The sequence below is a fragment of the Chelativorans sp. AA-79 genome, from assembly GCF_029457495.1.
Taxonomy (GTDB): domain Bacteria; phylum Pseudomonadota; class Alphaproteobacteria; order Rhizobiales; family Rhizobiaceae; genus Chelativorans.
Window position 1 is genome coordinate 1,742,742 of the sequence record NZ_CP120361.1, and the last position, 17,020, is coordinate 1,759,761.

General features: G+C 62.0%; 13 protein-coding genes. 5 read left to right on the forward strand and 8 right to left on the reverse strand.

The features are described 5' to 3' along the window. Window positions 1-105: 105 nt before the first annotated feature. Window positions 106-1,008, forward strand: coding sequence for a LysR family transcriptional regulator (locus PVE73_RS08495; RefSeq protein WP_277366520.1), 903 nt, complete (start codon window positions 106-108; stop codon window positions 1,006-1,008). 134 nt (window positions 1,009-1,142) lie between these two features. On the opposite strand, the gene PVE73_RS08500 is transcribed toward PVE73_RS08495, so the two are convergent. The 8 genes from PVE73_RS08500 to PVE73_RS08535 form a co-directional block, all read right to left on the reverse strand. After that, entirely contained in the window at window positions 1,143-2,252 is a 1,110-nt protein-coding gene (locus tag PVE73_RS08500; RefSeq protein ID WP_277366521.1) for an FAD-dependent oxidoreductase, read from the reverse strand. A gap of 24 nt (window positions 2,253-2,276) precedes the next feature. Next, a complete protein-coding gene (xth, locus tag PVE73_RS08505) occupies window positions 2,277-3,053 on the reverse strand; it encodes an exodeoxyribonuclease III (protein WP_277366522.1) in 777 nt (258 codons plus the stop codon). A 225-nt stretch (window positions 3,054-3,278) separates the two neighbouring features. After that, on the reverse strand, window positions 3,279-4,892 hold the full coding sequence (locus PVE73_RS08510) for a glucan biosynthesis protein D (protein WP_346772419.1): 1,614 nt from the start codon (window positions 4,890-4,892) through the stop codon (window positions 3,279-3,281). 44 nt (window positions 4,893-4,936) lie between these two features. Next, window positions 4,937-6,142 carry an OpgC domain-containing protein gene (locus PVE73_RS08515; RefSeq protein ID WP_277366523.1) on the reverse strand — a complete coding sequence of 402 codons (1,206 nt, stop codon included), beginning with the start codon at window positions 6,140-6,142 and terminating at the stop codon, window positions 4,937-4,939. Window positions 6,143-6,289: 147 nt separating this feature from the next. Then, window positions 6,290-7,708, reverse strand: a complete 1,419-nt coding sequence (locus PVE73_RS08520) for a sulfatase-like hydrolase/transferase (RefSeq protein WP_277366524.1) — start codon at window positions 7,706-7,708, stop codon at window positions 6,290-6,292. A gap of 57 nt (window positions 7,709-7,765) precedes the next feature. Continuing rightward, on the reverse strand, window positions 7,766-9,034 hold the full coding sequence (locus PVE73_RS08525; RefSeq protein WP_277366525.1) for a sugar ABC transporter substrate-binding protein: 1,269 nt from the start codon (window positions 9,032-9,034) through the stop codon (window positions 7,766-7,768). Between the two features lie 19 nt (window positions 9,035-9,053). Next, entirely contained in the window at window positions 9,054-9,935 is an 882-nt protein-coding gene (locus PVE73_RS08530) for a carbohydrate ABC transporter permease (RefSeq protein WP_277366526.1), read from the reverse strand. Beyond that, entirely contained in the window at window positions 9,928-10,809 is an 882-nt protein-coding gene (locus tag PVE73_RS08535) for a sugar ABC transporter permease (RefSeq protein WP_277366527.1), read from the reverse strand. Before PVE73_RS08535 ends, PVE73_RS08530 begins: the two co-directional genes overlap by 8 nt. A 189-nt stretch (window positions 10,810-10,998) precedes the next feature. On the opposite strand from PVE73_RS08535, the gene PVE73_RS08540 reads away from it, so the two are divergent. The 4 genes from PVE73_RS08540 to PVE73_RS08555 all read left to right on the forward strand — a co-directional run bounded on the left by PVE73_RS08540 (window position 10,999) and on the right by PVE73_RS08555 (window position 16,969). Further along, window positions 10,999-12,018, forward strand: a complete 1,020-nt coding sequence (locus tag PVE73_RS08540; protein WP_277366528.1) for a LacI family DNA-binding transcriptional regulator — start codon at window positions 10,999-11,001, stop codon at window positions 12,016-12,018. 152 nt (window positions 12,019-12,170) lie between these two features. Then, the gene (locus PVE73_RS08545; RefSeq protein WP_277366529.1) at window positions 12,171-13,265 is read left to right on the forward strand and encodes an alcohol dehydrogenase catalytic domain-containing protein; all 1,095 of its coding nucleotides are present in this window, start codon (window positions 12,171-12,173) and stop codon (window positions 13,263-13,265) included. Between the two features lie 325 nt (window positions 13,266-13,590). After that, the gene (locus tag PVE73_RS08550; RefSeq protein WP_277366530.1) at window positions 13,591-14,517 is read left to right on the forward strand and encodes an AraC family transcriptional regulator; all 927 of its coding nucleotides are present in this window, start codon (window positions 13,591-13,593) and stop codon (window positions 14,515-14,517) included. 1,021 nt (window positions 14,518-15,538) lie between these two features. Beyond that, window positions 15,539-16,969, forward strand: coding sequence for an extracellular solute-binding protein (locus tag PVE73_RS08555; RefSeq protein WP_277366531.1), 1,431 nt, complete (start codon window positions 15,539-15,541; stop codon window positions 16,967-16,969). The last annotated feature ends 51 nt before the right edge of the window (window positions 16,970-17,020 follow it).

Below are 17,020 nucleotides of genomic sequence, written 5' to 3' on the forward strand. Positions count from 1 at the left end.
CCTGTCTCCATTCAATTGAGAGGGTCTGACACGACAGAGCTAGGCAAAGGGCATTGTCGCCGGTATCCTCTCATTCCTAACCTCAATGGTTAGCTCCGAGCGACAATGGCAATCGATCTGAACCTGCTGACCTTGTTTCTCGCCGTGGCCGAGGAGGCGAATTTCCGGGCCGCCGCCGACCGTCTCGGGATTACCCGCTCAGCCGTCAGCCAGGGTGTCCGGCGGCTGGAGGATGCCTGTGGGGTGGCGCTTGTCACCCGCACCACCCGCAGCGTGCGGTTGACGGAAGCCGGGGAGCGCCTCCACGTCGCCCTCTCCCGCCCGCTGGCGGAGGTGCACACAGCGATGGAGGAACTGGCGGGCGACACCGCCCCGCGCGGTCTGCTGCGAATCGCGGCGACCTCGATCGCCGAGCGCTTCCTTTCCGGGCCTCTCATCGCGTCGTTCGCGGAGGCTTATCCCGAGATCACCATCGACGTCACCGTGACTGACGACGAGTTCGACATCGTTGCCGCCGGGTTCGATGCCGGCGTCCGGCTCGGCGATGTGATCGAACAGGATATGATCGCCGTCCCCCTGACCGGCGATCAGCGGGAGGTCGCGGTCGCCGCACCGAAATATCTTGCCGTGCACGGATCGCCGGACCACCCTCGTGATCTCGTCAGTCACCGTTGCATCGGCTGGCGTCCCTCCCTCGGCGTCGCACCCTACAGATGGGAGTTCGAGGAAGACGGCCGTGCCTTCGACGTCGCGGTCGAGCCGCAGATCACGACAAACGACATGCTCCTGATGATCCGGACCGCATTGGCAGGCGGCGGCATCACATTCGGGATAGAGGAGACGTTTCGCCCCTATCTCGACCGCGGCGAGCTGGTTTCCTTGCTTGAGGACTATCTCCCGCCATTCACGGGCTTCTACCTGTACTTCCCGCACCGCCGGAACATGGCACCCAAGCTGCGCGCGCTCATCGAGCACGTGCGGCAATACCGGCAGGCCGGCCCCTTCTGATCGCAGCCTCTCCGAATATCCACCCTGTCCAAGCATTCGGACGAAGTGCCGATGTGCCAGCTCGAAACCCTGCACGGCAGGAATGTGCGTTTCCGAATCGCCGCCCTCGCGCCGATCGCGTTGCGCCAGGCGGGTCAATGCTCGGCAAGAAATGCCATCAGCTCCTGTGCGGCAGCGCCGCCTGCGCGATTGGCGCCGATGGTGGATGCGGAGGGGCCGTGGCCCACCAGATGTACACGTGGGTCCTTGGAGACCTGCGTCGCCAGACGGCCCGTCATCTTGATGCCGCCGCCTTCGCCGCGCAACATTAACGGCGCCAAGTGGTCGAGCGAGCTGCGGAAGCCGGTGCACCAGAGGATCACGTCCGCACGAAGCGTCGTTCCGTCCGGCCAGCGCACGCCATCTTCGGTGATCTCGCTGAATATGGGCAGCCGATTTAGGACGCCCCGCGCCTGCATCGCCTCGATAGCGGTCGTGACCGGAATCCCGGTGACCGAGACGACGGATGCCGGCGGCAGGCCTCGGCGAACGCGGTCTTCCACCAATGCCACCGCGGCGCGGCCGGCCTCGGCGTCGAAGGTACCCCGCCGAAACTGCGGAGGCCGTCGCGTGACCCAACTGGTCACAGTCACCTGGGAAATCTCATCGAGCAACTGGATCGCCGAGATGCCGCCTCCGACGACGACGACATGTTCGCCCCGGAACGCATCGGCGGTGCGGTAATCCTTCGTATGGAGTTGTCTGCCCCTGAACTGCTCGCGCCCGGGAACGTCGGGAATATAGGGGCTCTCCCAGGTCCCCGTGGCGTTGATGAGCCCGCGCGCGGAGAATTGGACGCGGTCCGTTTCGACCCTGAAGCGGTCGCCTCTGTCGCAAACGACCTTCACGGTCACCGGCCGATAGACCGGAAGCTCGAACCTCTTCTCGTAGGCAGCGAAATAGGCCGGGACGGCGGTGCTGGCCGGTAGCTCCGTGGCAGTCGTGTCGAGCGCTTCTGAAAAGGGCATTCCCGGCAGGTCGTGGATGCGGTTTACGGTGCTGAGCGTCAGCGATGGCCAGCGATGCTGCCACGCGCCGCCCGGCTCCGGTGACCGGTCGAGCACCACGAAACCTTTGTGCGGGGCCAAACCCCGCCTCTTCAGATGGTAGGCCGCCGATAGACCGGCCTGGCCGGCGCCGATAACGACGACCTGCACCTTGACGAGAGGGCTCGGTGCAGCGGTGCCGGGGCGGGCCTCAGACATGAACGATCCATCCTGCGCTTCGCATCAGCCGAACCTCAACCTTATCCATGCCGGTGCATGGTCGCTTGCGCCTTCCCTGGCTCTCACCTCCCGATCAACCCCCGCATCGACGAGGCGGTCGTGCAGGTTGGAACTCAGGAGCAGATGATCGAGCCTGAGCCCGGCGTCGCGTTGCCAGCGCATGCGCCTGTAGTCCCAGAACGTGTATATGCGCTCACCGGGGTGGACTTGGCGGACCGCATCGGTCCAACTTCGCCCGACGAGCCGCCGGAAGGCAGCGCGGCTCTCCGGCTGAATGAGCGCATTGTCGTCCCAGGATTTGGTCGGGTAGATGTCGATCTCCGTAGGCGCGACGTTGAAATCGCCTGCCAGCACAACCGGCGCACCGGTCTTGCGCAAGGTTGTCGCGTGCTTTCGCAGGCGCTCAAGCCAGGTGAGCTTGTAGTCGAATTTCGGACCGGGCTGCGGGTTTCCGTTCGGTGCATAGATGGATGCGATGAGAATGCCGTTCACCGCCCCTTCGATGTAGCGCGCCTGTGTATCGGTTCTGTCACCGGGCAGATGGGTTCGGGTCAGCACAGGCCGCCCGGAGCGCGAGAGGATCGCCACACCGTTCCAGGATTTTTGGCCCTTCCAGACAGCGCTATAGCCGGCATCCGCCATGGCATGCTCCGGAAAGGCATCATCAGCGGCCTTGAGTTCCTGGAGGCAGACCACATCCGGCTTCGACGCCTGCAGCCACTCCAGGAGGTTCGGCAGCCGCTTGTTGATGTGGTTGATGTTGAATGTCGCAATCTTCATCGGGAGATGATGCGTCCCACCCAGTCCCTTACGGCCTGGCCTCCGGGGTGGAGATCGTCGGCGATCGTCGAGGCGACACACCCGGCAACCGTACCGATAAGGGCGGGCTTCCTTCCTGGGCACGGCATTCGGGACGCCCTTTCTCCGTCAAACAGGCGGGGTGACCGATGGTGGCGCGGCATTGCGGGCATCGCGGCTGCTGTTGCGTGATCCCGGTGCTTCAACTTAGGATCGACGCTCATCATCCATGTAGCTTGGAAAATATTGATAGAGCCAGGTTTCCGTGAGCGCTTGGCCGCTATTGTCTCGGATATACATCCGCATGTCGATCGGATCCGTACCTTCGACGGTCGTATCGAAGAATGCACGATAGAGGCCTGGTTGGTCGACCACAGGATGAGAATCCGTGAGGCTGACCGTTCCGCGCGAGAGGTCGATGACGGGTTTTGCATCGTCACGGTCGAGGGTGCCGACCGCCTCGCCGCGAAAATCGATGACGAAACGCACTGCGTTCTTAGGTCTCGGCTGGCCGGGAACGCCACCTATCCCGGTGGATGTCATTACGACCTGCCCCAGGTCCGCCGGGTAGGGCTCGTCAGCGGTCCAGTAAAGCCGATAGTCGAATTCGAGCGGTCTGCCGGGTTCGACTGCGTCGTCAGGTACCCAATATGTGACAATGTTGTCGTGGATTTCGTCATCCGTCGGGATCTCAACGAGTTGAACCTGGCCCTTGCCCCATTTGTTGGTCGGCTCGATCCATACAGAGGGACGACGGTCGTAGAACACCCCGTCGTCCTGATAATGCGTGAACTCCCTGTCCCGCTGCAGGAGACCGAAGCCTTTCGGATTTTCGTCGAGGAAGGCGTTGGTCACCGTTGTCGGCGGGTTGTTGAGCGGTCGCCAGAGGCGTTCCCCATTGCCCATCCAGATGGCAAATCCATCCGAATCGTGGATCTCCGGTCGCCAGTCGACAGCCTGTCTTCGGTTGGTTTCCGAGTACCAGTACATGGAAGTAAGCGGTGCGATGCCGAGGCGTTCGATGGCCTTGCGCGGATAGAGCGAGCACGTGACATCCATCACGGGTCCGCCGGATTTCACGCAATCAAAGCGGTAGGCGCCGGCAATGCTTTGGCTGTCGAGAAGGGCGTAGACGAGCACGCGCCCCTCCTGGCCTTCCAAGCGTTCCAGCCATATCTGGCTGAAGCGCGGGAACTCTTCCGGCTTTTGCAGAGCCGTGTCGATGGCGAGGCCGCGCGCGGAGAGGCCGTACTGGTCGAGCTCTCCGGAGGAGCGGAAATAGGACGCGCCCAAAAACGCGATCCAGTCCGTTTCCTGTGAAGGGTCCTGCAGCCGAAATCCGGAAAAGCCGATGTCGTCAGGCAATTTCTGGGCAGGATGATGCGCGGGCAAGTCGAAATAGCTGCGCCGATAAAGGATTTCGCGAGCGGTACCGTTCTCGACCACATGAATCTTGACCGGTTCCTGAAAGTAGCGGCCCAGATGGAAGAGCTGAACCGGCGCACCGCCCTTGTCGTCGGCCCAAAGGGCGTGGCCTTTCTTGAACCGGATCGCCTGGAACGCATCGTAATCGATCTTCTCGAGGATTTCGCTGTATGGCGATCTCCCATCCTGCCACACCGTTTCTGCCATCTCCGCCGCACGTCGCTTCAAGGTGTCGAAGTTGAAGGGCTCGGGAGAACCGAAGGTCATCCCATGATCGGCCGCCGCGGCACGGGCGCGCGCCGGCAGGACAGCTGCCAAAGGAGACGAAAGGAAAAGCGACAGGATATCGCGTCGATTGAACTCAGCCATGGATGCACAGTCCCCTTGGTCATTCATGAGAGTTTTCGAATTGTGATTTCGGCAAGCCCGCCTTTCTTTCCTCAGCGGCCCGCTTGGCGTGCGCGCGCCAAAAGAGGATATTTGCCGAGGATGCTCATCCGCTCCCGGTACAGGGCCGGTATGGCAAGCGACCCGACGGCCAGCAGAGCAATTATCGTTTTGGTCCATTCCGTGAATGGACCATTGTGATATTCTAAGCCCTTCAGCAGATAGACGACGATCACGTGCCAAGCATAGACTTGGAGTGAATGGCGACCGATGAGGCGCAGTAACGACAGGCTGAATATGCGGCGAAGCCCTTTGCCCAAAATCCGAACCGCTCGATTGTCCGAGACTGAGCCGGCCATGATCATCCAGGCAACCAGATATCCCGTCGCCATGAAATTCACCAGATAGACGAAGCTGAACTCGACCCGGTTGTCGAGACCGGTGAAGCGTTCGGCCACGGCTTCGGGCAGGAAGCCAAAGGTGAAGCCGAAGCGTATGGTCATGAAGATCAGCACGAGCGCGAGAGCGGCCCATACCAAGGCGGTCTTTTCCGGCGTGATCACCTGTTTCCAATCGATCTCTTTGGTTGCAGACAGCGCGCCGAGCACGAGACCGGACATGAAGACGATCTGCCACCCAAGAACGTTGAAGGCCGAGCGGAACATCTCGCCTTCATGGATCCATTCCATGACGCTGTGCACGCCATTGCCCAGTGGAAGGTGTAGGCCGAGCTGCGCGGCGATCCACACGACGACCGAAGATACCGCAACCCACTTCCAGCGCCCCGTTACACATAACCAGATGAGCGGTGGCGAAACCAGCATGTAGAGGACGTACTGAGGCAGGATATCCATATAGGTGGGCTGGTAGAGCAGCAGCAGCGAAGCGATCGCATAGAAAGGGTCGTGGCTGGAAAGCTTCCAAAGCCAAGGCTCCCAGTAGACGGAAGACCTGGTCAAGACGAGGCCAAGGGCAATGATCGCGAGAATGGAGCCTGCCGCGTAGCGATATATTTCCATCGCTCGCTTGCGGATCTTGTGGGCACCCGCCGCATAGCCCTCCTTCAGCATGCGGCGCGCATAGACCATTCCGACCAGGAGACCTGACAGGAACACGAAACCCTGCGCGTCCTGCACATAGCCCAGTTCACCGTGATTGAACTTCACCAACAAGTATCCGCCGGTGAAGGTCAGGTGGTTCAGCATCATGAAAACGAGGAAATAACCTCGCATGCCGTCCAAGATTTCCAGGCGTCGCATGATCCCTTTCGTCAGGCTTGAAGCCCCCGGCGAGGAACGGAATTAGCACGAGCAGGTTCCTTGAACGGCATCACGATCTGTTCGGCACGTTTGCACCGCCGTTATGCGTCGGCGGGTCCTGGCTCGGTGGGAAGCATCGTGCCGATGCTACGGAGAGTTGGAACGCGCAGTCGTGATCGGCCCGATTTTCCGACTGTTGAGGAGCTGATCCTTAAGCCACTGATTGGCGACAAGACTGTCGTCGCAGGCAATGAGTTCCTCGTAGAGCGTCCTGCGCATCTCCGCGAGGCGTGACGCCTGCGCCTGCCGCCCTGCAAGGTTGACCAACTCGTCGGGGTCGTGTCGGAGGTCGTAGAGCTCATCCACGTCCGTGGCGTTCCAGATATATTTCCAGTCGCGCTGCCGCAGCATCCGCTGGCTGTAAAGGCCGAACTGTTGTCCGTTGTAGGTAGCGATCACCGATTGCCGAGGCGCAGCATCGGTTCCCCCCCGCAGGACCGGCATCAGGGATCTGCCATGCAACCCATCAGGCACTTCGAGACCCGCCGCCTCCAGCAAGGTGGGAGGCAGGTCCAGCATGTTGTAGACGAAATCGTCACACCGGTTCCCGTTGCGCCGGCCAGGCATGCGCACGATCAGGGGGACATGCACCACGTCATCGTAGAGAACGTAGTGCTTGTCGATCATGCGGTGCCCGCCGCACATGTCTCCGTGGTCGGAGGTGAAGATGACGACCGTGTCTTCTCCGGCTCCGGACTCTTCCAGAACGCTCAACAGACGTCCGAACGCGTCGTCCACTTGCGCGATGGTGTTGTAGTAGCGGGCGACGATGGGTGCCCAGTCCGCCCACTCATAGTCTTCGATCCGCCAGGTCACCAGCTGCTGGCGCTGGATGTAGGGCTTGTCGGCGAAGGTTTCCCGGAAGGATGTCCACTGCGGAACGTCGCCGGGGCCGAACAGGTCTGAAAACGGCTTCGCCGGCTGGCACGGCAGGTGCGGTTCCGAGAGATCGAGACGCACGAGCCATGGCTGCTTGGATTTTGCATGCCGACGGATCTCGTCCATCGACCGACCCGCCAGCCAGTGCGTCCGCGTGTCTTCGAGCGGGAGGGGATCATCTTCGCCGAAATATCCGTTCCGGTATTCGAGGTCCGGGTAACGCCCCTGTCGGAACGACTCGTAGTCCGACTCGCTGACATAAGTGGCAAATCCAAAGGACCGGGGATCATGGCGCGGGCTCACATGCCATTTGCCGACATACGACATGGCATATCCTGCATCGGCAAAAGCCTGCGTCCAGCTCCAGTGCGAAGGATCAATTGCCGGGATTTTCGGCCCGAGATCATAGTTCCAAAGAGTGCCGAGGGATTCCGCGCGTTTCCCGGTCAGAAACGACTGGCGGGCGGGGCAGCACGTGGGAATGGGGGTATAGGCGGACGAGAACCAGGTGCCCTCCGAAGCGAAGCGGTCGATATGAGGTGTGCGGACGGGATATCTTTCGGCAAAGCCGACACAGTCGAAGCGAAGCTGGTCGACGACGACCAGAAGGATATTCGGCGGGGCCATGAACTTTCCTGCGGCTGGACGGGGCGGCCGTACGGAGCGGCCGCCCCGGGTCATAGTCTAGTCTCGAAAGCGATCGACGGTACGTTCGACGTTGGCAATTTCGGCGTCGATGTCTCCGCCCTTTATGACGGACTGCATTGCGACGGCGAGCGCATCGAGCATCGAGGTCGCCTGAACGTCGCGGATCGGCAGTGGATTGGCGTGCTCCAGCGTGGCGGCGAAGGCCTGAATGTAGGGATCCTCTTCCATCTTGCCGGCATTGAGCAGATCGGTCCGCGAGGTGGTGAGCTGGTTCGAGGTTTCGTAGAAGAACTCGACTGCCTGCGGATCGCTGACGATGAACTCCAGGAAGGCCGCCGCGGCGGGATTGTCCTTCGCGTTTTCGGACAGAACCAGCATGTTGGAATTGTCGAGATTGCGCGGCGAATTGCCATCGGCCGACGGCATGTCGGCGACCCAGACATCCGCATCGGCGCCCATTTCGAGGGTGCCGCCCGAAAGATTTTCGACAAGACCGCGGACCCAAGGCCCTTCGAAGATGAAGCCGGCGCGTCCCTGGCCGAAAACATTCCGCGATTGCTGGATGTCGAAGAACTCCGGAGCACACCCGCTGTTGATCGTGTCCCGATACCAGCCGAGCACGGCCTTTGTCTCGGGCGTGTCGAACGTGACGCGCCCCTCTTCATCGACAACCTCACCGCCCTGCGCCCAGATCAGCGGGATCGCCCAAAGCCCGGTGACGGGCTGCTGGGCCGATCGCAGTGCAACGCCATAGACCTTGCCGCCATTGCGGTCGCCAAGCGCGCAGATCTTCTGCACCGCATCGGTGAACTCCGCCCATGTGCGCGGCGGCGAGTCCGGATCCAGGCCGGCTTCCGACATCAGGTCGCGATTGTACACCATGGTGATCGGACCGGGGATCCATGGCAGCGCCACCAACCTGTCGCCAAAGGACATCGCCTTGCGATATCCCTCAGGCACTTGTGCCAGCGTCTCTTCGGAGATGAGCCCGCTCAGGTCCGCGAGCGCGCCCATCCCGTTCAACTGCGAGACCCCGCCCGGATTGATCTGGATGATGTCGGGAGCATTGCCGCCATTGATCGCCACCACGGCCTGGTTCAGCGTCTGCTCGTTCGGCGTGCCTATGTAGCGCACCGTCATGCCGGGGTTCTGTTCCTCGAAGGAGCTGACGATGTTCTCCCATCCCGCCTTCTGGAAGTCGAAAAGTCCGACCCATCCCATGAACGTGACCTCCTGTGCGTGCGCAGAGGCGCCCGCCACGGCCATCGCGGTGGCAAGGACGGATCCAAACAGCTTCTTTCTCATCATGCTTCCTCCCTTTTGGCTAGCTCTTCACGGCTCCGGCCGTGACCCCTTCGACGAAGTTCTTCTGGAACGCCAGGAAGAGTACGAGTACGGGCACGCTCGCCGTGGTCGCGACCGCCATCATCTGGGGCCACTGGTACTGGAACTCCTGCAGGAACAGCAGCGCGATGCCGGCCGGCAGAGGCCGCATGCTGTTCGACGTGGTGAATGTCAGCCCGAAGATGAACTCGTTCCAGGAGGTGACGAATACGTAGATTGCGGCGGCCGTGAACCCCGGCTTCATCATCGGGATGATGATCGAGGAAACGATCCGGAGCAGACCCGCGCCGTCCATATAGGCGGCTTCCTCGACTTCGACCGGAAGACTGTCCGCGAACCCCTTCAGCAGCCATATGACCACCGGAAGCGTGAGCATCATATGCCCGATCACGACGGCGAGATACGTGTCCAGAAGGCCGAAGGTGGAGATCGTCAGGTAGAGCGTGATCATCAGGAGCGGCAAGGGAAAGGCCAGCGACCCCAGGAAGAAGACGAGCAGAAGGTCGGTCGTCCAATGGCGCATCCGCGAGATGATGTAGGCGGCGCAAGCGCCGATGAGTGTCGTCGCGACCGCCGTGACGGCGGCGATGATCATGCTGTTCAGGAAAAAGCGCAGCATGATCGGCGAGAACGCGTAGGCGAACGGCTCGAGCGTCGGTCGACGCGGAATCCAGCGCGGCGGCACGGCAAAAACTTCGCCAGGACTCTTGAACGCCGTGGCCAGCATCCAGGCGACCGGAAAGAGCAGGATCAGCAGGCTGACGATCATGACGAGATAGCTCGCCGCCGACGCCGCGCTTCGCCGGCTGTCGAAGGTTTCAAATGCCGCATCGTCGCGACGTGCGAGTCCCAGATCAGTCATAGCGGCGGCGCGTCAGTTGCATTGCCGTGAGCCCGAGAAGGCCGAGCAGGACAAGCCAGATCGTACCCGCTGTCGCGGCGAGCCCGTAGTCCCACTGCTGAAAGGCCAGCTTGTAGGTGTACAGGCTGAGGGTGGTGGTGCTGTTCACCGGACCGCCCTGGGTGAGAACCCAGGGGAGCGTGATCTCTTGGAACAGTTTTACGAGTTGCAGCAGGGCGAGCGTGACGAGCATGGGGCGCAGAAGCGGCAGTGTGATCCGCAAGAAGCGCTGCACGGGGGTGGCCCCATCCACATCGGCTGCTTCGAGGATTTCCGAGGGGATGCTCTGAAGGGCGGCGAGCGAAACCACCATCATGAAGGGAATCATGCGCCAGGCGAAGCCGAGCACCACCACCAGGCGGGCCGTCGTGCTGTCGGAGAACCATCTGACGTTCTCCGAGACCAGCCCGGTGCTCGTCAGCAGGTGGTTCACGATCCCGTAGTCGGCGTTGAAGATCCATCCCCACAGGATGGCGACGGAAATCCACGGCACGATCCATATCTGGAAAACGCCGGCGCGAAACAGGGTGGTGCCGGGCAGGCGTCGGTTCACCATCAGGGCCAGCGCGAGGCCGCCGACCATCGAAAGCAAGATCGCGCCTCCGACGAGGAGAGCACTGTTCCACAGGACGACGAAGAACTCGGGCGTGGAAAGAAGATACTGATAGTTGCCAAGGCCGATGACACGGTGCGTGGGCCTGAGCGCCGATGCGTTCGTGAAGCTGAGATAGACCCCGTTCAGGAGAGGGTAGAGCAGGAAGACCGCCGCAAAAAGCAGCGCCGGAGACAAAAGCAGTAGCGCTGTGCCCCAATGGCGGCGGAAGATATGCGTCATTGCTGCGCCGCCCGCCGATCGACATCGTCGACCGGACCCGGGTGACCCGATCGGACCCAGCAGGCATGGCGATCCATCCATCTCCTCCCAGAAAAGTTGCATCGTTATTACTTTTGTAGTGGAATGCTCGGCGGACGTCAACGGCCTTGACAGGCGGTCGGATATGCTTCGTGAGAATGGGCAGAGATCATGGCTGACGGACGCCCCACAATCAAAGATGTCGCCGCGCAAGCGGGCATGTCGACGCTCACCGTATCGCGGGTGATCAACAATCACCCTTCGATCAAGCTCTCGACACGGCTGCGCGTGGAGGCGGCGATGCGCGCGCTCAACTACGAGCCGAATGCCGCGGCTCAAAGTATGCGGCGCGGCTCGTCGCGCACCATAGGCTTCCTGATGCCCGACTTCGCACATGGTGTGAGCGCGTTTGTCGCCCAGAATGTCGAACGCGTGCTCCACAAAGCCGGATACACGGTCATGCTGGCCTGTTCCCACTTCGATCCGGCGACCGAATGCAATGCGCTGCGCACCTTCGAGCGCAACCGGGTCGACGCCGTCCTGCTCAAGACATGCGACGAAAGTTCGCCGGAGATCATCGAGCGCGTGCAGTCCATGTCGTGCCCGGTCGTCCTGGTCGATCGCGATCTTCCCGGGGCGGTCGATGCCGTGGTCAGCGATCACGCCGCAGCCATGCGCCAGGCCGTCCGCCATCTCTTGGAGCTCGGCCATCGGGATATCGCGCTCATCGCTCCGAGCAGCAAGATGAGGCCGGGACGCGAAAGGATCGCCGGGTTTCGGCAGGCGATGCAAGAGGCTGGCCTGACGGTACCCTCCGATCGCCTCGTGGACGGGGGCAACTCGGAGACCTATGCATATGATGCGATCATGTCATTGATGGACCGGAAGCGGCGTCCAACTGCGCTCATCGCGGCGGGCAACCAGATCCTGTTTGGTGCCATCGAGGCGCTCAAACGACTGCGCCTTACTTTTCCCGATGACGTTTCCCTTCTCGGAGCCGACCATCCGAGGCTCGGCAGAGTCATGTCTCCGACGATCACGATGATCGATCGTGAGCCAGCCCGCCTGGCCGAAGCGGCTGCGGACAGCCTGCTTGTCCGCTTGGCCGGCCGACAGGACGGCGACCGGCGTTACTCGGTCCTGTCGTCCCGGATCATTCCAGGAGACTCATGTCGACGACTGGAGGCGTGACGGCCAGCGACAAGGTCGCGCGCATAGCGGAGCTCGCTGCCGAGGGGGCTGTCTCGTTGCTGGGGCGGCAAAAAAGTACAGGAGCATGGTGAAATGATTGTGGTTGCCTGCCGGCGCTGATCCTACTTTCCTTCTTCTTCGTGGAGGATGAGATGGATAGACCCAATTACAAGATGACCGCCGTCGTCTGCCACGGCCCGCGCGATTATCGCGTGGAGGAGGTTGGGCGGCCGACGGCGGGTCCCCGCGAACTCGTTGCGCGCGTGGCTGCGTGCGGCATCTGCGCCAGCGACTGCAAGTGCTGGTCGGGCGCCCAGATGTTCTGGGGCGGTCCCAACCCATATGTGAAGCCGCCGGTGATCCCCGGCCACGAGTTCTTCGGCTATGTGGAGGAACTGGGCGAGGGGGCGGCCGAACATTTCGGTGTCGCCGAGGGCGAGATGGTGATCGCCGAGCAGATCGTCCCCTGCTGGCGCTGCCGCTTCTGCCGTTCCGGCCAGTACTGGATGTGCGAGGTGCACAACATCTTCGGGTTCCAGCGGCAGGTCGCCGACGGCGGCATGGCCGAGTATATGAAGTTTCCGGCCAATGCCGTCGTGCACAAGATCCCCTCGCACCTGCCGCTCGAACATGCGGCGATCATCGAGCCGCTTGCCTGCGCGGTTCACACGGTGACGCGTGCCGGCATTGAACTCGACGATGTCGTGGTGATCGCCGGTGCCGGTCCCCTCGGCCTTCTGATGACGCAGGTGGCGCGACTCAAGACGCCCCGGAAGCTCATCGTCGTCGATATGGTGGAGGAGCGGTTGGAGCTTGCCAGGCGCTACGGCGCGGACCTCGCCCTTAACGCCGGTAATGAGGATGTGGTCGCTGCCGTGAAGGACCTCACCGGCGGCTATGGCTGCGACGTCTACATCGAGAACACGGGCCATCCGAGCGGTGTCACGCAGGGGCTGGAGATGATCCGCAAGCTCGGGCGGTTCGTTGAGTTCTCCGTCTTCGGCTCCGAGACGACCGTCGACTGGTCCATTATCGGCGACCGCAAGGAGCTTGACGTCCGCGGCGCGCATCTCGGCCCCTTCAGCTATCCGATCGCCATAGATCTCCTCGTGCGGGGTCTCGTCACCTCCGAAGGCATCGTGACCCACAGCTATGCGTTGGAGGATTGGGATGAGGCGCTCAAGGTTGCGAATTCACTCGATTCCGTCAAGGTGCTGATGCGGCCGGGTTATCGGGCGAATGTCTGACCGGCATGATACTGCTCCAGCGACGGCTCTCGCGCTGGAAGGCAGTGAAATCCGCCTTCTCCCGCCAAACATGGAACCCTCCGAGCGAGCGGCTGGAAAAATGCGGCCCGCCGACACTGTTGCGCAGTAGTCTGATCGCTTTCCGTCTTTCTTGAGCGTTGACGATCATGCATGATGAAGCATCATCATGGCGGCGCGTCGTTTTTGAGTGCAAATCGTCTCCAATGCGCCGATAGTGGTGATGGGCTCCGTGGGAGGACGGAGGCCATCTGGAAAACGGCTTGAGCAAAGGAAGAGCACCGAGCGCACCGATTGGGAGGAGAGTATGGGGGCCGAACGAAAGCTTGTTCCCGACTACGAGGTGATCGTCTGCGAACCGTCGGAATCCTTCAGATGGTTCGTGCACGACTACCCGCACCACCTCGCCAAGTGGCACTATCACCCGGAATACGAATTCCACGTCATCCAGGCTTCCTCCGGCAAGATGATGATCGGCGACTATGTCGGCCCGTTCGAGGCGGGATGTGTCATCCTCACCGGGCCGAACCTGCCGCATAATTGGGTCAGCGACATCAAGGCCGGCGAGCGGGTTGCCGACCGCGACATGCTGGTGCAGTTCACGCCCGAATTTGCCGACAAGCTCGTAAGTCTTTCCCCGGAGTTCGAGGATCTGGGCGCCCTGTTCGCCGAAGCATCCTACGGACTGGAGTTCAGCGGCCTCACGGCCCAGGCCGGACGACGGCTCCTCGCGCAGATCGGATATGCCCGCGGTATCCAGCGTCTCCTCCTGTTCCTGGAATTGATGGCGGCGCTGGCGCGAAATCCGGCGGACCGGCGGACGCTTTCGCTCCGCCCGCCGCTACCGCCGGTTCAATCACCGGCACACGACAAGCTCGAGATCGCCATGAACTATATTCTCGAGCACTTCACTTCGCATATGCGGCTGACGACCGTCGCAAGGCTTTGCGGCATGGAGGCGCACGCCTTCTCCCGTTTCTTCAAGAAGCAGACGGGCCACACCTTTGCCCGCTACGTGAACCGGATGCGGGTTCATTCCGCCTGTACTCTTCTCACGCAGACCGACCGTCCGATCACGGATATCTGCTTCGACGTCGGCTTCAACAACATCGCCAACTTCAATCGGCAATTCGTAAAATTCTGCCGGCGAACGCCGTCGGACTACCGCCGCGAGGCATGGCGGATGAGCACGGCAGCACGACCGTTGGAAGCTTTGGAGATGCGCGCCTGGTGAGTTGGACGGGACTGTCGCCACCCGTCACGGGAACGCCAAGTCGCTCGCATCTCCCGGGCTTCGGCCAGCACTTCCCGTTGCCACGCCCGGTTTGCACCGTCTGGCCATTGTCAAAGAACTTGGGAAGCGGGGCGCACCGTTCACGCCACAAAATTAAATAAGGCGCTCCCTTTGGCCCTCCGCTTTCGCTCCGGGCGTTCGTTCGCTCGAAAAGCCAAATCGTTGGCTTTTCGTCCGCTGCGCGGACCGCTCCTCACCCCCGCCGGAGTCTGTCCCGACCTCGGCCGATCACTCGGACCCTTCTCCTTCCCGGCTGCACCCAATGAAGGGGGTGGTCTCTGCCGGGCCGAAGGAGAGCCCTAGCGGCTTCTCCGCGGTTTCCGCGATGCCGTCTCTCACCCAGCATCCGTTTTTCCGAGATGCTGTCTCTGACCCAGCACCCCGGCACCGCCGGCCTGTCGCGGGCCCTCGGATCCCCAGGTTCCGATCCTGGGGAGGGAGGTTTCCGCCGCCCTCCCGAACACCCGGTGCGCATCCGGTTCCCGCGAGAGCGATGGGGAAAGAATAAACCGGGCGGAGGCGGTGGGGAGAAAAATGGCGGCTTCAGCGTAAGGAATAGCGACCAAGCACTTGTTTTTGCTGTAGAGATTATTTGAGATGCGGTGAAATCTATCCCCACAAGCGGCTCGATCTGCAGCCGCCGCCCCGGTAACAGCATGAGGGCGGTTGCCATCCAACCGCTTCGCCCGGCAGTCGCCACCCTGATACCACCGCAGCCAGCAAAAAAGTACAGACGCCGCGGCGATCGGGCGTGGTGAGGCGGGGGAATGGCTCTTAAAGTTCAGTTGGAGCCTTGGCTGCAAGCAGTTGTTTGAGCAAGGATTCTGCTCCGAACCGAGGCAGGGCCCCGGCGGAGATTGGTCAAGATGTCGGACAGGCGTGCCGCACGCCGGCTTGAGGAGAAGCCGGCGGGGAAGGGACCCGCCCCACGCGCCGCCGACCTCGAACATGGGAGGATCACATGCATCACTTTACGAGGCTGGTTCTGCCCGCCGTAACGGCCGCCTTCCTGGCGGGAACGGCGGTCGCCAAGGCCGATTTCTGGGCCGATGCCGCAAAGGGGCTCGAAGGCGCGACGATCCGCGGCATTTCTGAAAGCACGCCGCCGTCCAACTATGTGAAGGACGTGCTCGCACCGGCCTTCACCGAGGCGACCGGCATCAATGTCGAATTCGAGGCGACGTCCTGGGACCAGATGTACGACAAGGCGATCAAGGACATGGAAGCCAATACCGGCATCTATGACTTCGTCTATATCGAGCAGGACATCATCTACAGCTATCTCGCGCGCGACTTCCTCGTGAATCTCACAAAGGCGCTCGCCGACAAGCCGAACCTGAAGGCGCCGGATTTCGAGGTTTCCGAATTCACGAGCTTCGTGGAAAATTTCCAGAATGCCGAGGGCGACTTGTTCGGCGTGCCGATGGAGGCCTTCATCAAGATCTACCTCTACCGCAAGGATCTTTTCGAGGATCCGGCGGCGCAGGAGGCCTTCAGGGCGAAATACGGCCGCGACCTCGCACCGGCGACAAACCACCAGCAATATCGCGAGATCGCCGAATTCTTCACGGCCCAGGGCCAGGAGAAGGGGGAGGAGCTCTGGGGCACGACGGTGCAGGCCGCGTCCGGTCACCCCGCCTCCGTCTATGAGTTCGTGGAAAGCATCCTGCCGACCTTCGGTGTCTACAATTGGGGTGTCAACACGGAGACCTATGGCGTTTCGGTCGAGAACGGGGGAGAGCTGAACAGCCCGGAGGCCAAGGAGGCGCTGCAGTGGTGGCTGGGCAACCTGGAGTTCGCGCCTCCCGAATCCACCTCCAGCACCTGGGACGAAGTGGCGGCCACCTTCGCTGCCGGCCGCGCGGCGCAAGGCCTCGTCTATGGTGAAAACGCAGCCTGGATCGCGACCGACGATACCAAGTCCACGGTCGTGGGCAAGGTCGGCGTTGCGCTTCCTCCGGTGGCGGAAGGCGTGATGGCGGAGGCGGAATCCGGCGAGGGCTATATCGGGTACTATGACGGCGGCGCCTTCGGCATCCCGCACTCCTCGAAGAACCAGGATGCCGCGCTCCTCTTCCTGCAATATATCGCGCAGGATGAGGTGCAGGCGGACTGGGCTCTGGCCGGCTCGCGCATCACCCATACCGCGACCTATGACGATCCGAAGGTGGTCGAGCAGGACAAGAAGGTCGACGGCTACTACACGCTCATGAAGGAACAGGGCCCGCTTTTCCGCGGCGCCCCGCCTTTCCCGTTCCACAATCAGCTCCGCGAGGCGATCGCACCGTTCATCTATCAGGCGATCATCGGTGAGATCCCGCCGGAGGACGCGCTCGACCAGGCGGCCGCGGCTGCCGACGCCGAGCTGAAGAATCTCGGCTACCGCAAGTAAGTCCTCCCGCTTGCGACGGAGCCGCCGCCACCCGAAGGGCGCGGCGGCTCC